The sequence below is a fragment of the Parafrankia sp. EAN1pec genome, assembly GCF_000018005.1.
GTDB lineage: Bacteria > Actinomycetota > Actinomycetes > Frankiales > Frankiaceae > Parafrankia > Parafrankia soli.
The window spans coordinates 871,797-888,259 of the sequence record NC_009921.1 but is presented as its reverse complement, the minus strand read 5'-3'; the positions used below and the strand labels follow the sequence as shown (position 1 = coordinate 888,259).

Sequence of the window (16,463 nt, the reverse complement as noted above, 5' to 3'; positions counted from 1 at the left end):
CGGGCGCAAGAGGGAGATCTTCCGTGGCCGTCCTGGCTACTACGCAGTTCACCGGCTCCGAGACCGAGATTCCGGGCCTTTTTGTGTTCGACGTTACGTCCATCGAGGATGAGCGCGGCTGGTTCCAGGAGAAGTTCCACCACGCCAAGCTCGTTGACGCAGGGATTCCCGCGAGCTTCCGGGTCGTCCAGAACAGCCTTTCCTACAACAAAAAGCTAGGCGTGACACGGGGATTTCATGCCGAGCCCTGGGACAAGTACATATCGGTGGTTAAGGGCCGCGTCTTCTGCGCCTATGTCGACCTGCGAGCAGGGAAGAGCTTCGGAACCGTCGTCACCGTCGAGCTCGACCGGAACCGAGCCGTCTTCCTGCCGCAGGGGGTCGCGAACTCCTATCAGACGATCGAGGACGACACCTACTATCTGTACAGCGTCAACGAGCACTGGAGTGCCGACCGGTACGACAGCTACGTCTTCGTGAATCTTGCCGACCCGGTCCTCGGCGTGCAGTGGCCCGTCCCGTTGCGTGAGGCCGTGATATCCGATCGAGACCAGCACCACCCGTCGCTGGCCGACGTGAGCCCGGTGGAGATCGCGCCGGCCGAGGTCGCCGGCCGCGGGGACGCGGACCCGAGCTGACCGAGCACAGACTGGCCAGCCGCAGACTGGCCGGGCCGCCGGGCTGACCGGCGACCCGGCCTCACGGCCGGCTCGGGACGCCGTGCGACGCCCAGCTCCGGACGACCCGGGCGGGCGCCCCTACCGCGAGACTGAAGTCGGGCACGACCCCCTTCACGACGCTGTTCGCGCCGACGACGGCGCCGCGGCCGATCGTCGAGCCCGCTGTGACCACACAGTTCTGGCCCAGCCAGGCGCCGTCGCCGATCACCACCGGGGCGACGCCCGTGTGGCCCTGGTCCCGGATCGCGACGCCGGCCGCCCGGTAGGCGTGGTCATGGTCGGCCACGTAGACGCCACGCGCGAACATCGCTCTGTCCCCGATCGTGATGCCGCGTACGGCCGACAGCGTGCACCACCCGACGAACGACGAGCCCGCGCCGATTCGAATCACCGGCGCCGCCGGCTCACCGTCCCCATCGATCACCTGGAACCACGAGCCGGGGCCCACATGGACGCCGGCGCCGATCGACATCCAGCGGGCGCCGTAGAGCCGGAACGGCGGCTCGATGTCGGTACGCGGGCCGAGCGCCCCGAACGACCCGGCCAGGAACCGGGTGAAGGCCCGGCTCCGGGCCCTGCGCCACAGGTCGAGGGACCGCTCGGGTAGCGAACTGCTCATGGCCTCGTCAGATGTCGGGACGGGTGACACGTGCCGGATGCGGGCTCGGGCGGGACGCGCGACTGGCTGGGGACGCCGCCCGTGGGCTCGGTGTACGGGGGGTAGCCGGGCCACCAGTCCCGCCGCCGGCGCCAGAGCGCGCGCCAGTCGCTCGCACGCGCCCGCGGCCGCCCACGGGCCAGCCCCGACCCCAGATCGGCCAGGGCCCGCAGCGCCACCCCAAGAACGATCATCGCCAGGCAGAACCCCTGCCGCCACCCCGTCCAGTGCTTCCTCGCCAACGTGGTCTTCCCGCGGAGGACGAGCACGTGCTTGGCCGCCCAGTTCGAGGACGAGGCCCCGACGTGGTGCACGATCGCCGCGGTCGGGACGATCGTGGGGCGGTAGCCGGCGGCCCGCGCCCGCATCGACAGGTCGGTGTCCTCCCCGTACATGAAGAACCGGGGGTCGAACCCGCCCAGCCGTTCGAAGAGGTCGCGTCTGACCAGCAGCAGGCATCCGGTGACGACACCGACCTCGCGGACGCTGTCGCGCTGCCAGCGCCCGAGCGACTCCGGATCGAAGATCCTCGATCCGCGGAACATCGTCGACAGGCCGACCCCGAAGCACGCCAGGCTCCACAGGCTGGGTGCCCCCCAGCAGGAGCTCGGGTCGACCGATCCGTCTGGCCGCAGCGTCCGCCCGCCGTAGAGCCCGCAGGCCGGGTTCCCGCGGGCGAAGGTGAGGATCTCGGCGACCGCCCGATCGAGGACGACGGCGTCGGGGTTCAGCAGGAGCAGATAGTCCCCGCCGGCGTGGGAGGCCGCCAGGTTGATCGCGCGGCCGAATCCGAGGTTCGTCGCCGACTCGATCAGCCGCACCGCCGGGAACGCGTCCCGAATGGCGTCCGGGGAGCCGTCCGTCGAGGCGTTGTCTACGACGATGATCTCAATCTCGGCCCCGGCCGGCTCAGCCAGGACGGACTCCAGGCACCGGACCGTCAGCTCGGCGGTGTTGTAGGACACGACCAGCACGGACACCTCGACGGTCACTGCTCACCCGCCGGGTGGGAGCCGGGACGCCGCCCGGTGCCGTCCGCACCGGTACGGCCGTTCTGCTCAGGCCGGTCCGCCTGGACGGCACGACCGGAACGGGTCGACTCCCCGCGCTTCCCGATGACCTTCGCCGGAACACCCGCGGCCAACGCTCCGGCGGGCAACGACTTCGTGACGACAGAACCGGCGCCGACAATCGTGCTGTCGCCTATCGTCACGCCCGGAAGAACCACCGAGTTGGCGCCGACCCACACGTCGTTACCGATGACGATGTCCGCCTCCCGCTTCGGCTGGCTGTCGATGACGATGTCCGGCAGCGTCTCGTAGTTCGCGGCCGTGAGAAACGTGCCCGGGCCGATCAGGGAGTGCTCGCCGATCTCGATCCGGCCAGTGCGGTCACCGGCCCACAGCGAAACCCGCTCACCGATGTGGGCGAACGCCCGTATCTCCACCCGCTCCCCGTTCCGGACGGAGACGTTCGGCGCCAGGCGGACACCCCGTTCGATCGTCATCCGGCGAACCTGCTGGACATGCGAGTAGTTGTAGAAGTGGAGGATCCGCAGTGAGTGCAGGAGGGCGCGGGCGTCGAGCAGGGAACGAAGAAAGCCGAGAACCCTGGTCACGTCGTCTCCTCAAGAAGGCGCCTGCTGCTGTCGTCACGCTCCCAGGCACCGAGGTCGCCGTGGCGGACCTTCCGGATGGCCAGCAGCTTCGCCACCGCCGAGATGGCGAGGTAGGCGGGGGCGGCGGTGAGCAGCCGGCGATCGGCGGCGACGACGGACAGCCAGGACGCGCTGCCGGTGTTCCGGTTCTCCGCGGGCACCAGCCCACGGCCGCGGAGTTCGATGTTCCCGGCGTACACCCGGATCTTCCTCCGGACGAAATCCCGCACCGTCCTCGCGGGATAGACGGTGAAGTGGACGGAGTCCACCGTGGTCCGTTCCTCCGCGCTGAACTGGTGGTAGAGGTAAAGATCGTCGGCGATGGCCTCGGGAAAGCGGGTGAAACGCTTCCGCCCGGCATCGCTGACACCGACGACTCCGGAGCCCACGTGCCCGTCGGCGACGTAGGGCAGGCGCATCCAGATCCGGTAGTAGTCGCGGACGGGCCGGGCCACCCCGGTCATGCACGGACGCAGCGCGGGCGCCGCGGCGAGTGCCGCACCCGTGCGCAGGACGTCGGCGACCTCGAGCAGCGCCGCTCCGGCGACCTCCACATCGGCGTCGACGTAGAAGCGCGGGAAGGCCATGGCCGCCGCGTCCCCGGTGTTCAGGGCGGCCGCCTTGTTCGCCCGATCCGTCTCGATCACCCGGACGCCACGGGCACGGGCGGCCGCGGCGGTGCCGTCCGTGCATCCGTTGCACACCACGATCACGTCGAGTGCTCCGGCGGGCAGCCCGACGCTGAGCGCCGCGAGGCACCGTCCGATGACGGACTCCTCGTTGTGCGCCGGCACGACGACGCTGGCCAGGACGACGCTGGCTGGGACATCGCCGGCGCCGTGCGGCGCCGGGGCGGAGCCCGCGGAGAGCGGTGCCGTCACCCCGTCGCCGATCTGAGCTCGTCGCCCTCGTGGTCGCCGCCAGGTGCCGCCGCCGACGTGTGGGAGCCGGCCTGCTCGCGGCGGCGTGGCGCCGGGACGGCACAGTCAACCGGCCTCGGGCGGACCCGCTCGCCGGCCGGGCGCTCCCGCCCGGTGATGCGGTCGAAGACATCCACGTAGCCGGGGACCTGCAGGCTCCAGTCCAGTACCTCGACCGCGCGCTGCCGGCCCCGCTTGGACAGGTCGGCCCGCCGCTCCGGGTCATCGAGCAGCCGCTCGATCGCGGCGGCGAACCCATCGATGTCGCCGGGTTCGACGTATTCCGCGATGTCCGCGGCGGTGACCCTGGTCTCGACGAGATCGAACGTGACCACGGGCAGGCCGTAGGCCATGTATTCCATGGTCTTGTTCATGGTCGACACGTTGTTGAGCGGGTTCATCGGGTCCGGTCCGACCGCCAGGTCGGCGGTCGAGAGGTATTTGTCGATCATCTCGTGGTCCGCGCGACCGGTGAAGGTCACGTGGTCGTCAAGATCCAGCTCCGTGGCGAGCGCGCGCAGATCGTCATAGCAGTCGCCGAAACCGAGCAGGGCCATGTGGACGTCGGTGCGACCGTGCTGGTGGACGAGGATGTCGAGGGCACGCAGCGCGTTGTCCACTCCGTCCTGCGGGCCCATCACCCCGAGATAGCAGAGCAGGAACTCGCGGCCTTTCCGCAGTTCCGGGTGGACGGCGCCGGGCCGCATCCGATCGGTGTCCGGGCCGCTGCGCACGACCGTCGTGTCCTGCCTGGTCCGGCCGCCACGGCGGATCGCGATCTCACGGTAGGAGTCATTGGTGGAGATGACGTGGTGCGACAGCCCGTAGGTGATGCGCTCGAGCGCGAAAAGGAAGGCGAGCAGAATCCGCGACGGGCGCTCGAAACGGGACTGGTAGACCTCCGGGCAGAGGTCGTGCTGGTCGTACACGAGGCGCACACCGCGCCGCCGATAGAATAACGCGAGCAACGCGTAGGTGTCCGGCGGGTTGCACACCTGGATAACGTCGAAGCCGCGTTCCCGGTAGACCTTGCGCGCCAGCCGGGCGGTACGCATCCAGCAAACAAAAAACTCTTTCATGTATGAGATTACGCCGGACGTGGCGACGTACGGATCGTACTTGTAGAGGTATACGTCGTCGAGTAGCTCACAGTCCGGGTCACCCGGCCCCTTGGGGCATATGACCCGCACATCGTAACCGGCGCCCACCAGGGCCTGACATTCCAGCCAGACCCGTCGGTCGAGCGGTACCGGCAGGTTCTGCACTATGATCAGCACGCGATTACTCAACGTCACTGCTCCCCCAGATTGACCAAGTGAACCTGCGGTGAGCGCCGCTGCTGGACACGCCCCCCACTGACGACATACTAGAACAGATGTTGTTCGATCCGTCCGGCCCTTTGGGGAACTCGAGATGAACCGGGCGGTCAGGCCGGTCAACGCATCAGGGTACAGTGCCCTGACCATGCGTTTTAGCGGAAAGCTTGATCGTTTGTGGTGAAATCCCGCACCGAGCCGGCCTCGCGATCTGCTCGCCGACAAGCATTCTTAGACGGAAAGCAAGGACGCTGGCTCGACACCTCGGAACTGAACCAGGGCCTTGCCGGGCGGTCCCGGAGAGGTGTGGCGGCGACGGCCGGCGCCCAACTCTGGCGATTGTTCACTCAATTCGGCTCAACGATTATTCTGGCCCGGCTGCTGTCGCCGGACGCCTACGGCCTCGTCGGGATGGTGCTGGCGATCTCGGCTCTCGCCGACCAGCTGACGGACCTCGGGCTCTCCCAGGCCGTCATCCAGCGCAAGACGATCACTCACAGTCAGGTCAGCGCGCTGTTCTGGGTCAACGTCGTGGTCGGGCTCAGCCTCGCAGTGGCGCTGGCCGCGGCCAGCCCGCTGATCGCCCTGTTCTACGGGCACGACGAGCTCGTCGGAATCACCCTCGTCGTCGCGCCGTCATACCTGATCACCGGCGCCCTCGTACAGCACCAGGCGCTGCTCCAACGGCAGATGAAGTTCGGCTCCGTAGCGGCCCGCGACATGATCGGCCGGACCACCAGCATCGTCGTGGCCATCACTCTCGCGTCACTGGGGGCCGGCTACTGGTCACTGGCGCTCATGCCGACCTCGGCGGCCCTCGCCCGGGCGGTTCTCGTCTGGACGGCCTGCGACTGGCGGCCGAGCCGACCGGCCCGCGCGGACGGCCTCGCGCCGATGCTGCGCTTCGGCGGCAGCGTCGCCGGCTCCGGCCTGCTCGGGTACATCAGCCGCAACGCCGACAACGTCCTGGTGGGCCGGTTCGCCGGGCCGGCGGCCCTCGGCCTCTACTCCCGTGCGTACGCGCTGCTCCTGCTCCCGCTGCAACAGGTCAACCAGCCGGTCAACATGGTCGCGATCCCCACCCTGTCCAGGCTCCACGACCAGCCGGACCGGTTCCGCGACTACTACCGCGCCGCCGTGTTCACCGTGGCACTGCTCGCTCTTCCGCTGGTCGTGCTGATGGCGCTGCTCGCCGACGTGTTCGTCACCGGTCTGCTGGGCGCGCCGTGGAGCGGGGTCGTGCCGATCTTCAGAGTGCTGGCGATCGCCGGATTCGCCCAGGCGATCAGCTCGACGGCGACCTGGCTGTGGGTCTCGCGGAACCGGGCCGACAAGATGCTCAAGGTCGCCGCGGTGACCCGTCCGCTCACCGTGTCCTCGTTCTTCCTGGGGTTGCCCTGGGGGCCGGTGGGCGTCGCCTGGGCCGTCAGCATCGCCTCGGTGGTGACCGCCATCCCGATGCTTGCCAGCGCCACCCGCGACACCCCGGTCAGGCTGTCGGATGTCGCGACCTCGATCGCGCCGGCCGTCCTCGCCAGCGCGGTGCTCGCCGCGGTGACCGCCGGGGTGCGGGCGGTGGTGGACCTGCCCCCGATCGCCGAGCTCGTCACCGCCGGGACGGCCGGCGTGGCGGCGTATGCGGCTGTCGTGTTGGCCATGCCGACCTGCCGGCGCCAGCTGCACGGCGTGCTGCGCGGAAAGCGCGGGACGGCGCCGGGTCGGGGGCCGTCCGACAGCCCGGCTCCCGGATCCGTCCCGCCCCAGGATCAGTGGCCGCTCGCGGCGGCGGCCGAGCACGGCGCCCGACGCCGACGGTCACACCGGCGGTCTCGTTGATCTCGACGGAGGAACCGACCCATGCCCGAGCCCGACCCCCTCTCCGCCCCCGCGCGCGACGTCGTGTTCACCCTGTCCAGGGAGACGCTGCGGGACATGGCGATCCGCTCCTACATGCGGCCGCCGGACCGCGTCCTGCTCACCCTGATGCAGTCGCCGCGGGTGCGACGGCTGCTCGTCGCCGAGCCGTTCCGCAGCAGGGTGACAGCGTTGGCGAAGGGCGACCCGGTGGTGGCCATTCCACCGACGAGCAGGCCGGACCGCTACGTCGTGTCCGCGCGCCGCTGGCGTCGCGAGGACCCGGTCTCGCCCGCGATGCTGCGTCACACCTACCGGCGCTACGACCGGGTGCTGCGACGGGCCGCGGAGCAGGCCCGCTGCGAGCGGCCCGTGGTCGTCACGACGTACCCGCTGCTGGCCGGGCTCGCCGAGCTGGAATGGGCCGACTCGGTCGTCTACTTCGCCCGTGACGACTGGGCGACCTACCCCCCGCTGGAACGCTGGCACCCGGCGTTCCAGGAGGCCTACGCCGAGATCCGCCGCCGGCGGCGGCCGGTGGTCGCGGTGTCGGAGTCGCTGCGCCGGCGGCTCGCTCCCACCGGAGGCTCACTGGTCGTCCACAACGGCGTCGATCCCGCCGAGTGGGAGCGGCTGCCGCCGGCACCCGCGCTGATCGCGAGCCTGCCCCGGCCGTGGTGCGTCTACGCGGGCACCGTCGACGACCGGCTCGACGTCGACATGGTCGCCCGGCTGGCGACGGAGAGCACGGTGATACTCGCCGGGCCCGTCAAGGACGAGCGACACGCCGCCCCGCTGCGGGCGTTGCCCTCGGTCGTCCTGCCAGGCCATCTCCCCCGGCCGGCCGTCACCGGGCTGATCGCCGCGGCGGACGTGTGCCTGCTACCGCACCGGGTGACCTCGCTGACGGAGGCGATGGATCCGATCAAGCTGTACGAGTACCTGGCGGCGGGGCGGCCCGTCCTGGCGAGCGACCTGACACCGGTCCGGGGCATGGGACCGCGGGTCAGGCTGCTGGCGCCGGGCGACGATCCGGTGGCCGCGTTCAGGGAGGTCCGCGGCTGGCCGGAGGTGACCGAAGCGGAACGCCACCGGTTCGTCGCAGCGAACAGCTGGTCAGCCCGTCATATGGAGCTGCTGGACTTCGCTCTTGGCGGCGATCCGGAGCGGCAGCGGCGGCCCGCGGCCCGGCCGGCCCCGCCGATCGAAGGCCACGCTAGGGCGACGTCAGCGAGGGCCGGCGAGGCGACGTGAGACCGGCACCCGCGAGGGCCGGCGTACCCGCGGCCGGCCCTCGCGGCGCTGGTTCACGCGATGCCGGCGGGCTGCCGGGCCGCCGGGACCAGCTCCGCCACGCTTGGCTGGTCACCGCGCGGGTCCCGCCACTGGACGGGTGCCGCCGCGGCAGGCCCGGCCGGTGTGGGCACGGGCCGCTGTTCGAGTCGCCACAACGCGCCGGTGACACCCAGCGTCAGGTAGAACAGGCCGGCGAAGGCCGGGAACGACAGTGAGTCGAAGCTGTACGAGGCCGCCGCGACGGCGACGAGCATCGCGGCGAGGGCCTGGGCCAGTTCTCGGGTCGCCGCGTCGGCGGCGCGCCGGGCCACCCCGAACGCCATCGTGATCCCGCCGAGCATGACGATGACGAGCGCGGCCAGACCCACGTATCCGGAGGTGAGGATGGTCCCGAGGTACTGGTTGTCGAGGAAGAAGTACTTCGCCGGGATGAAGGTGCCCGGCCCGCGCCCGAACCACGGCCGCTCGCTGATGTAGGCCTGCGCGACCGCGTAGTCCGCGATCCGTCCCTGATAGCTGGGATCAGTCTTGTAGTTCAGGAACAGACTGCGCAGCGTGCCGAGCACGCCGGGCACGGCGGCACCGAACGCGCCGACCCCGATCACCAGCCAGACGAACACGTTGAACCGCCGCCGCCAGCTCCACACGATGCTCTGGACCAGCAGCACGCAGCCAAGCCCGATGATCGCCGTCCGGGAGACGGAGAGAGGGGCGGCCGCCGCGGTCAGCACCAGCGCCCCGGCGGCACGCTGCCGGGCGCCCTTGGTGACAGCGTGAGAAGTCCGGTACAGCGCCAGCGGGACGACCATGGCGACGACCACACCGAACTCGATGTAGTGCGACGCCGTGCCGGCGACCCGGGAGGTGCCGCCCCCTCGTGAGACGGACTCGAGCGCCGGGGACCACATCACGAACCCGGGAAGCCGCAGGTACCTGCTGTAGTCCTCGTGCGTCAGGTACTGGACGATTCCGAACAGCGCCATCACGGCCCCGAAGCACATGATGCGCGAGATCAGGACCTCGAGCCGGGCCCGCGAGGGAATTCCGTCGGCTGCCGCGAGCGCGATGCCGACGAGCGCCAGGACAGCCAGGATCGACCGGTCCGAGGCACGGGCCTCCACGCCGTCGAGCCCGCGGCGCTGACCGGCCACATAGGCGGCGAGCAGCGCACCCAGATAGATGAGCAACAGGCCCCGGACCGGCTGGCGGCCACGGCGGACCAGGCCGGGATGCAGCCAGGTGCACAGCCAGGCGCAGGCCAGCACCAGGCCGAGCAGGAACACCGGCCGGCCCGCGGCGCCGAGCGACTGCAGGGTGTTGCGCGCCGGGATGACGAACAGCAGCACGCCGAGGAGTGTCAGCACGCTCACCGCGTCCGGCCGCCACCTGGCGATCGGGAGCGCCGCCACCGTCCGGAGCGCCGCCCGTCCGGGCAGCGTCACCGCGGGCGGCCGCTTCGGTCGAGGTCCGGCGGGACGGGCCCCGCCCCGAGTCGGCTGCCCGTCCGAATGGTCACCGTGTCCTCATTGACCGCCGCGGTCTCGTACTCCGGTGTGTCCCTGCCCGGTGTGTCCCCGGCTCGGCGCGGCGAGGCCAGTGGATCTCCCAGCGGATCCGGCTCCCGAGTCAGCGGGCTCCGCGGTGATCCGGAGTCCGGCGGGCTGTCGAGCCGGCCGGTTCCACCGGCCGCGGCGCGACGGCGGGCGGCGACGAAGCCGTCCAGCGCCACCGCGAGGCCCACCGCCGCAGCGAGCGCGACGACGCCGATGACGATCCGCTGGCGGGAACGACCCGGGTACTGGGCAGGTGAGAGGTTGGCCCCCTCTGCCGCCGGCATGATCGAGTACTGTGCACCCGGAGCGGTGACACCAGTGCTGGCCTGGTGCGCGACGAGGTGTCGGTTCGCCATCGCGACGACCTCCTCGACGGTGCGACGGGCCAGGTCGGGCGTCGGGCCCGTCACGCTCACCGACAGGACCAGCTTCGCCCTGGTCCAGCTGACCTTGTAGGTGGGGAGAAGGCCCATCTTGTGGATCTGTGCGCGGGACGCGTCGGCGTCCATGGCGCGTTCCTCGAGCGAGCCGGCGAAGCCGACGCCGCCGGAGTTCTCCACGCTGCCGGTCGGCGCACTCGCGCGGCTCGGCGGGGCGTTGACGAAGGCGTCCATGGCCGCGGAGTACTGCGGCTTCACTCCCGAAGTGGTGACCAGGGCGGTTGCGATCCCCACTGCCACAACCGCCAGGAACACATACCAGCGCCGAATGGTGATGCGCACGATCTGCCATATATCCATCTGAGCATTCCCTCCCCTCCCACGCCGCCGGCGCTCACCGACGGCAGATACTCTGATCGCCTTTTCGGCACGTCGTCAGACCCAGCAGGTCCTTGTTCCTCCCGCACTTCGCCTGGACAGCGCCGTCACGCGCCACCGGCGCCTTCTCGCCCGGCCCGCGGCAGATCACATCCCTCGCAACAGACCGGCCAACCGGCCCGCCTGCGCGCCGGTGTTGAACGTCGTCTCGACCGCCTGGCGGCCGGCCCGCCCCATTGCCGCGGCCCGGTCGGGGTCAAGCAGGAGCCCCGCCAGCTCCGCGGCAAGGACGCCGGAATCACCCGGCGGAACAAGCAGCCCTGTACGCCCGTGATCGACGTAGTCGGACATTCCCGGGGTTTCGGTAACCACAACCGGGCGGCCCGAGGCCATGGCCTCGAGAACGACACTGACGCCGCTGACATGTAGGTTCGGCCGCAGCGCAACCACCACCACAGAGGCGCGGGCATAGAGACCAACAAGATCGACGTGGCTCATTCTCGGATGCCACTTCCCGAGCCTTACGGGAATCGTCACCTCTCGACCGGTCACCAGTTCCAGGCGCAGCCCAGTGACTTTTCCAGCCGCGTCCGCGATGGCAGCGAGAAGCGTATCATGGTCCCGATGCCGGTCATTTCCGACGCTGACCACCAGACCGGGCACCGGATCGGTTCCGGCCGGCCGGAAGAAGTCCGCGTCGATACCGAAGGGCAGATGGGCGAGTCTGCGCTCGGCGACCTTCAGGACGTCCCGGAGCACCGGGAGCTGGGCACTCGACAGCGCCCAGACCAACTGGGCCGAACGCAGCGCGCGGGGCGCCAACGCCAGTGCCCCCCGCGGCCGGCCCACCGAGTCGGTCAGCCAGATCACGCCGGTGGCGACCGGTCTGCCGCCCCGCCACCGCTCCATCGAGGCAGCCGGTACCCCGGCCCGTTCGTCCCAGCACAGCACCGCCTCCGCCGCCGCGTCGATCCGACGCGCGGCGACCTCCCGCCACTCGAAGCCCCCCAGCGCACGGGTGGCCCTCGCGCCCGGCGCCCGGTGGCTCACGGCCGGCAGCGACCCGCTGGTCCGAAAGCCATGGTCGGCAAGCCTGTTCAGCCCGTACGGCCAGACGTCCGGAACCTCGCCCCGGGCGTGTCGACGTTCCCAGTCATAGGGGTCGAGGCCCCGGCTCAGGAGCACATCCACGACCGGCCGTGGCTCACGACTCGTGCCGGCCGTGTCGGCACGAACGGCCGTGTCGGCACGAGCAGCCGTGTCGGCACGAACACCGACACCGTGTCGCGGTGCGGCGGTCACGGCGCGAACTCCCGGCACCTCTCCAGGGCCTCGTCCGCGCTGGTCGCCCAGTGCACGAGGTCGCTGTCCGAGGTCCACGCCTCGAAGGTCCCACTGACCTTTCCGTAGCTGTTGTCAAACACCGAGTGGGGGATACCGAGAAGCAGGCAGAGAATGTGCGCGTGCAACCGGTCGGTCACCACATAACGCGCGGTGCACAGGAGGCTCGTCGCCGTTCCCACGCTTGTCTTCGCCATTGTTTCATAGGCCGCGTGCAGCGCGGGGCGGGCCGCCCGGTGCGCATCCGGATGCCGGGCCAGGGCATGCCGCTCGAGTTTCGGCAGCGCCTTCGCCGCTCTCCACCGCGCCGCGGGCAGGCCACGCATTCCCCAGTCGGCCCGACGTATGCCGGGGCCGGCCACGCCCGCGATGGCTCCGGTGCCCTCAACGTCATCGCGGGCAAGACACAGCACGCCGTCGGGACGTACCGGCCACGGCGGTCTCAGCGGGCCGTTGGCCAGGGCCGAGTCCGGCGCGAACACGAGCGGCACATCGAAGTTCTCGGTGGCGAACGAAAGGCTGCGCCGTTCACGGACCATAAGAGTGAAATGTGGGTGGGCCGCGGTCACGCGCTGGGCCTCGGAAAGCGCCGTCCGGCTACGGAAGGAAATACTCTGCGGAAGTTGGATCACGGTACGGTCCGGGAAGTCACGCAGGGCCCGGACCCGGAGCTCCTGATGCCCCGGCCAGAGGTCACCGAAATTCCCCCCGCCGAGTAACAGGACAGGCCCCTCCGGCAGTGCCTCCCGTAACCGGTCCGGCCGGTAGCGCGCGGTGTCCGCGACGTAGGCGACCCTTACTCCCAGCTGTCGGAGAATCTGGCGTACGCCGAGCCAGATGGCCGAGTCACCACTGTTGCGGTGGTACGGGAAGTCGAGGAGCGCCACGTCGGTCGTCCCCGGCGGCAGCAGGTCGGCGACGGCGGCCGTGGCCCGCGTCGACAGGCTCTCGATCAGGCGGGCAGTGGATGCGACCGCTGCCGTCGAGGCATACGGGACCCCTGTCGCGGCCTCCGTCATTACTCGCGTCCCCCAACATCCCGTAATCCTCGGATGGTCCGTCGGTACAGCACCGCGTCAGGTCGTCGCGGCCCGGCCGTGCAGGGCCCGCCGCCGCACAAGCCGGTGCACCCGCCGTGCGTCGGACCTCGCGATCGCCTCGGCAAGCGCCCTGACGAGCACGGGGTCACGGTTCGCCCGGCGAAGTTCACGCAGGTTCACGACCGCCCAGTGCCGGGGACCTCGGCCGGGGAGGTCAACCCGCCGCACGACATCCGGATCAAGACCGGACGGGAAGCAGGTGAACTCGCCGAGCACGCCGAGGGACTCCAGGGCGAGCATCGTGCGCAGGCACTTCTCGCACCTGCCGCAGTTGAAGTCGCCGCCCGGGTTCTCCCAGCAGACCCTCAGGTTCCGCCGGACGGCCGGGTGCCTCGCGATGAAGGCGACCTTCTCCTGGCGGGTGGCGTCACATCCGTCGTGCTCGATCGCGATCTGGTCGCTGGACAGCAACGGATCGGTGAGCGGGTGTGAGGCGAGCGGCTGCAGCTCGTGGTAGGCGAGAGTCCCGGCGACCAGCGCACGACCGAACCGCCGGGACAACAGGTGCGCGACGGTGGCGAGCCCGGACGAGACGTAGGCGGGCCAGCTGACGTGCGGATCCGACAGCGCGCGCAGGTCGGTCTCGAGCTCGATCAGCTCCTTGCCGAGGCTCTCCACCGTCCGGCGCAGGCTGTCGGAGACGACTCGTCGCAGCTCGACGTCCTCCAGACCGACGTCGAATCCGTGCACGTAGACGACCGCGTCCACCCTGTCGATGTTGCGTAGGAGCGTGTAGAAGCTGTCGACCCCGCCGGAGAAGAAGCAGAAGGTCTCGGCCCCCGCCGGCCGGACCGAGCGGGCGGTCCCGGTCAGCACCTGTACCGGCTCGAGGGTGGGATACCACCGCGACATCAGCGCCTGGTAGTCGTCCACCCTGGCGGCCAGCACCTCGCTGATCGGCCCCGCGCACTCCAGAGTCACGCCGCGCCGCATGGCGATTGTCAGCGCGGTGGTCAGGCCGGCGTTCGCCGTCTCGGCAAGCTCGACGTCCGAGGAACGGAAGTACGCCTCTTCCACTCCCCTCAGGCCACGCACACCGATGGAGACCAGATCGCCCGACGCGGACGAAACCTCCACCTTCATGGCTTTCCCCCCAATTATAGCCCTGATAGTGAGCAGGGTCGAGCATAACGGGGTGGGGACACCGAGATACGGGAATTCCGGGATGTCCTCGACCCATCTGGTCGAACGGTACTACCTCGACGGAAGATCCGCCGGAGCGGCTACGCGGCTGCCTGAGGGGAGCCGGCGCGACTGCGCCGGCTCCGACGGCCCGAGAGCATCATCGGATGCCGATTGTTTGCTTGTCGTCAGAATTTGTTTGCTAGACGCCAGGAATCCGAAAGTGGCGCCGCGGCCGCATCTCCGGCAACCGGCCCGGCGCCCGCCGAGCCGAATCGACTGCCGCGAAAGAAGATCGGCCGCGACACCCATTCGCCATCCCCCACCACCATGTAGCGGCGCGAACACGGAGAGTGCCTGGACGGTTTCCGGCAAGAATTCAAGCCGATTTGCAGCTACGCCCTCCGGTGTGTGCTTAAACTGGTGGGGCTCTCGCGCAGACAGGGTTCAAAGCATGAAGGTCGCAACGTCTCCATCATTCAACAATCCGATGCCGGTCCGTTACATTCGGTCGACCGGCAGAGAGTTGCCCTGCCCCCGGCCGCCACGGACCGGCGGGGGATCAGGAAGGTGGACGGCAGCCAGGGATGCGTGTGGGCGCAGGGGAAGTCCACGCCAGGAACACCGCCGCCGGGTCGGTGGCGCGAACAGCGGCGGCGGCTTCCAGGAACCAATCGGCCGGCGTCGGATATCCGACATCGACCGGCCCGGCCCCGAGGGGCCATCGCAGGTCGCAGCGTCGAGTCGTTCACAGGAATGCGTCGACGCGCCTACCGGGCGCGTCGGCGAGGGGGGGGAAGGTTACGTGCCTGTTCGTCGAAGTATCTACGCACTCAGTCTGGCCGAGGTCCAGGCGTTCACCGACGCACTGAACACCCTGAAGCAGTCAGGTGTCTACGACCAGTTCGTGACACGGCATCACACCGCAATGATGACTTTCACACCGACGTCACAGGCCGTACGGAACGCCGCACACAAGGGACCGTCGTTCCTGCCCTGGCACCGCCAGTCACTCCTCGAGTTCGAATCCGCGCTCGGTGCGGTCCTGCCCGATTTCGGAATCCCTTACTGGCCGTGGGAGGCCGACGCCGCGTTACCTGACCCGAAACAGGCGCTGATCTGGACGGCGGACTACTTCGGTGGGAACGGTCTGCAGAGCAACGGCTGGTATGTACAGGACGGACCGTTCGTCAGCTGGCAGGCGATCATCCTGAACAGCTCGACGGGTCAGCTCGTCCCCCGTTCAAGGGCTGGACTCATCCGGAAGTTCGCGGTGGACACCGGCGCGACAACCCTGCCGACACAGGCGGACGTCACCGACTGCCTCACCGAGTCGCAGTACGACCGCTCCCCCTGGATCGACTCCCAGAGCACGAGTCCGAGTTTCCGTAACCGGATAGAGGGCTTCCTCCGGCACGCCGGCGAGTCGTCCACCCAGGCGAGGATGCACGGCCGGGTGCATCGGTGGGTCGGCGGCGACATGGGCGTCAGCACGTCCCCGAACGACCCGATCTTCTGGCTGCATCACTCGAACGTCGACCGGATCTGGTCGGTGTGGCAGGCGTCCGGGCACGCCACCGACTACCTCCCGGTCACCGGCGGGCCGACGGGCCACAACCTGAACGACGCGCTGCTGGGTCTTGCCACGTCGGGAGTCACGCCCGCCTCGTTGCTGGACATCACCGCACTCGGCTACAGCTACGAGTAGGGGAAAGACATGACCGAGATGTCGCGCCGGCGGGTACTGAGCAGCGCCGGAGTCGCGGGTGTGCTGGCTGCCACCGGGTTCGTCGCCACACGGCCGACCGAGGTGGAGGCCGCCACCGCGGATTCCCTCCGGTCCTTCCGCTCGGGCCAGATCAAGGACCTCAGGATCGGCGGGCGAGCAGTACGGATCGCCGAGAGCTCCAGTGATCTCGTCGTCACCGTCGACGGGCGGCAGCTGAACCACGTGCAGATCCATCGGGACAGCCCCACCCGATACCTGTCCCATGTCTTCCCGCACCACGAGTTCGCGGACGTGAAGTCACTGGTCGCGGCCCTGGTCGAAGGCGACCGAACGCTCCTCGTTCTCTGAGATTCGCTGAGGCGAGTCTCCGCGCCGAGCGCCGGCCAGACGCAGCTGTCCGTGGGTCCCGGTCGCGACCGGGACCCACGGATCCGTACGAGTGGTGGATCAGGGGGCTGTCGGGTTTGGAGCGCCCGACA

The 16,463-nt window shown here is 69.8% G+C and carries 15 protein-coding genes; 5 read left to right on the top strand and 10 right to left on the bottom strand.

Features of this window, described 5'->3' with window-relative positions; all coding sequences use genetic code 11:
* Positions 1-23: 23 nt before the first annotated feature.
* A complete protein-coding gene (gene rfbC, locus FRANEAN1_RS03695) occupies positions 24-638 on the top strand; it encodes a dTDP-4-dehydrorhamnose 3,5-epimerase (RefSeq protein ID WP_020458411.1) in 615 nt (204 codons plus the stop codon).
* 61 nt (positions 639-699) lie between these two features.
* Here the strand turns inward: rfbC and FRANEAN1_RS03690 are convergent, their stop codons facing one another.
* Genes FRANEAN1_RS03690 through FRANEAN1_RS03670 form a run of 5 tightly spaced genes read right to left on the bottom strand, consistent with a single transcriptional unit; the run spans position 700 to position 5,192 of the window.
* Positions 700-1,299, bottom strand: a complete 600-nt coding sequence (locus tag FRANEAN1_RS03690; protein ID WP_020458410.1) for an acyltransferase — start codon at positions 1,297-1,299, stop codon at positions 700-702.
* Positions 1,296-2,330: a glycosyltransferase family 2 protein gene (locus FRANEAN1_RS03685; protein ID WP_041253662.1), complete on the bottom strand. Its 1,035-nt coding sequence runs from the start codon at positions 2,328-2,330 to the stop codon at positions 1,296-1,298. Before FRANEAN1_RS03685 ends, FRANEAN1_RS03690 begins: the two co-directional genes overlap by 4 nt.
* Entirely contained in the window at positions 2,327-2,956 is a 630-nt protein-coding gene (locus FRANEAN1_RS03680) for an acyltransferase (protein WP_020458408.1), read from the bottom strand. Before FRANEAN1_RS03680 ends, FRANEAN1_RS03685 begins: the two co-directional genes overlap by 4 nt.
* Positions 2,953-3,876, bottom strand: coding sequence for a glycosyltransferase (locus FRANEAN1_RS03675; protein WP_020458407.1), 924 nt, complete (start codon positions 3,874-3,876; stop codon positions 2,953-2,955). Before FRANEAN1_RS03675 ends, FRANEAN1_RS03680 begins: the two co-directional genes overlap by 4 nt.
* Positions 3,873-5,192, bottom strand: a complete 1,320-nt coding sequence (locus FRANEAN1_RS03670; protein WP_347176973.1) for a glycosyltransferase family 4 protein — start codon at positions 5,190-5,192, stop codon at positions 3,873-3,875. Before FRANEAN1_RS03670 ends, FRANEAN1_RS03675 begins: the two co-directional genes overlap by 4 nt.
* A 345-nt stretch (positions 5,193-5,537) precedes the next feature.
* On the opposite strand from FRANEAN1_RS03670, the gene FRANEAN1_RS03665 reads away from it, so the two are divergent.
* On the top strand, positions 5,538-7,067 hold the full coding sequence (locus tag FRANEAN1_RS03665) for a lipopolysaccharide biosynthesis protein (protein WP_020458405.1): 1,530 nt from the start codon (positions 5,538-5,540) through the stop codon (positions 7,065-7,067).
* 21 nt (positions 7,068-7,088) lie between these two features.
* Positions 7,089-8,339 carry a glycosyltransferase gene (locus tag FRANEAN1_RS03660; protein ID WP_020458404.1) on the top strand — a complete coding sequence of 417 codons (1,251 nt, stop codon included), beginning with the start codon at positions 7,089-7,091 and terminating at the stop codon, positions 8,337-8,339.
* Positions 8,340-8,392: 53 nt separating this feature from the next.
* On the opposite strand, the gene FRANEAN1_RS03655 is transcribed toward FRANEAN1_RS03660, so the two are convergent.
* From FRANEAN1_RS03655 to FRANEAN1_RS03635, 5 genes are all read right to left on the bottom strand, one after another.
* Positions 8,393-9,823 (bottom strand): O-antigen ligase family protein, encoded by a 1,431-nt coding sequence (locus FRANEAN1_RS03655; protein WP_020458403.1) that lies wholly within the window; start codon positions 9,821-9,823, stop codon positions 8,393-8,395.
* Positions 9,820-10,656, bottom strand: coding sequence for a hypothetical protein (locus tag FRANEAN1_RS03650; RefSeq protein ID WP_157472994.1), 837 nt, complete (start codon positions 10,654-10,656; stop codon positions 9,820-9,822). The genes FRANEAN1_RS03655 and FRANEAN1_RS03650 overlap by 4 nt, the downstream gene beginning before the upstream one ends.
* Before the next feature lie 183 nt (positions 10,657-10,839).
* Positions 10,840-11,883 (bottom strand): glycosyltransferase family 4 protein, encoded by a 1,044-nt coding sequence (locus FRANEAN1_RS03645; RefSeq protein WP_347176972.1) that lies wholly within the window; start codon positions 11,881-11,883, stop codon positions 10,840-10,842.
* A gap of 107 nt (positions 11,884-11,990) precedes the next feature.
* Positions 11,991-13,052, bottom strand: a complete 1,062-nt coding sequence (locus FRANEAN1_RS03640; RefSeq protein WP_020458400.1) for a polysaccharide pyruvyl transferase family protein — start codon at positions 13,050-13,052, stop codon at positions 11,991-11,993.
* Positions 13,053-13,109: 57 nt separating this feature from the next.
* On the bottom strand, positions 13,110-14,216 hold the full coding sequence (locus tag FRANEAN1_RS03635) for a hypothetical protein (RefSeq protein ID WP_020458399.1): 1,107 nt from the start codon (positions 14,214-14,216) through the stop codon (positions 13,110-13,112).
* A gap of 844 nt (positions 14,217-15,060) precedes the next feature.
* On the opposite strand from FRANEAN1_RS03635, the gene FRANEAN1_RS03630 reads away from it, so the two are divergent.
* A complete protein-coding gene (locus FRANEAN1_RS03630; RefSeq protein ID WP_020458397.1) occupies positions 15,061-15,963 on the top strand; it encodes a tyrosinase family protein in 903 nt (300 codons plus the stop codon).
* Positions 15,964-15,972: 9 nt separating this feature from the next.
* Positions 15,973-16,332: a hypothetical protein gene (locus FRANEAN1_RS03625; protein WP_020458396.1), complete on the top strand. Its 360-nt coding sequence runs from the start codon at positions 15,973-15,975 to the stop codon at positions 16,330-16,332.
* The last annotated feature ends 131 nt before the right edge of the window (positions 16,333-16,463 follow it).

What these genes read in the sequence shown, in the direction of transcription:
- FRANEAN1_RS03690 (WP_020458410.1), bottom strand. Translation starts at nt 1,299, where the DNA reads ATGAGCAGTTCGCTACCCGAGCGGTCCCTCGACCTGTGGCGCAGGGCC.
- FRANEAN1_RS03660 (WP_020458404.1), top strand. Translation starts at nt 7,089, where the DNA reads ATGCCCGAGCCCGACCCCCTCTCCGCCCCCGCGCGCGACGTCGTGTTC.
- FRANEAN1_RS03635 (WP_020458399.1), bottom strand. Translation starts at nt 14,216, where the DNA reads ATGAAGGTGGAGGTTTCGTCCGCGTCGGGCGATCTGGTCTCCATCGGT.
- FRANEAN1_RS03640 (WP_020458400.1), bottom strand. Translation starts at nt 13,052, where the DNA reads ATGACGGAGGCCGCGACAGGGGTCCCGTATGCCTCGACGGCAGCGGTC.
- FRANEAN1_RS03625 (WP_020458396.1), top strand. Translation starts at nt 15,973, where the DNA reads ATGACCGAGATGTCGCGCCGGCGGGTACTGAGCAGCGCCGGAGTCGCG.